The sequence below is a fragment of the Nocardioides oceani genome, from assembly GCF_030412965.1.
Classification (GTDB): domain Bacteria; phylum Actinomycetota; class Actinomycetes; order Propionibacteriales; family Nocardioidaceae; genus Nocardioides; species Nocardioides oceani.
Genome location: NZ_JAUHJQ010000077.1, coordinates 1 through 343 on the forward strand (window position 1 = coordinate 1; position 343 = coordinate 343).

Below are 343 nucleotides of genomic sequence, written 5' to 3' on the forward strand. Positions count from 1 at the left end.
CTGGACATTTGGTGTCTTCACAAGAGAAACACTTGATAGAGCACTAAATCCTGCTGTAATACCAATAGATTGGAAAAAAGCAAGGACTAGTGAAATATAGCGCGTTGCTTGATTCAGCTTACGACGCCCGACTTCCCCTTGTTTTCCCCATTCAACAAACTTAGGTAAAATATCCATTTGTAAAAGTTGAACAACAATGGAAGCGGTAATATAAGGACTAACCCCCATGGAAAAAACGGAAAAGTTACTCATAGCATTACCACTAACAAGGTTAAGCATATTTAAAAATGGTAGATCACTTAGTTGTTCAAGACTTTTAGCATTGATGCCTGGTACGGTAATG

The 343-nt window shown here is 38.2% G+C and carries 1 pseudogene; it reads right to left on the bottom strand.

The features are described 5' to 3' along the window. A pseudogene (locus QWY28_RS23345) lies at positions 1–343 on the bottom strand (hypothetical protein); the annotation flags it as partial.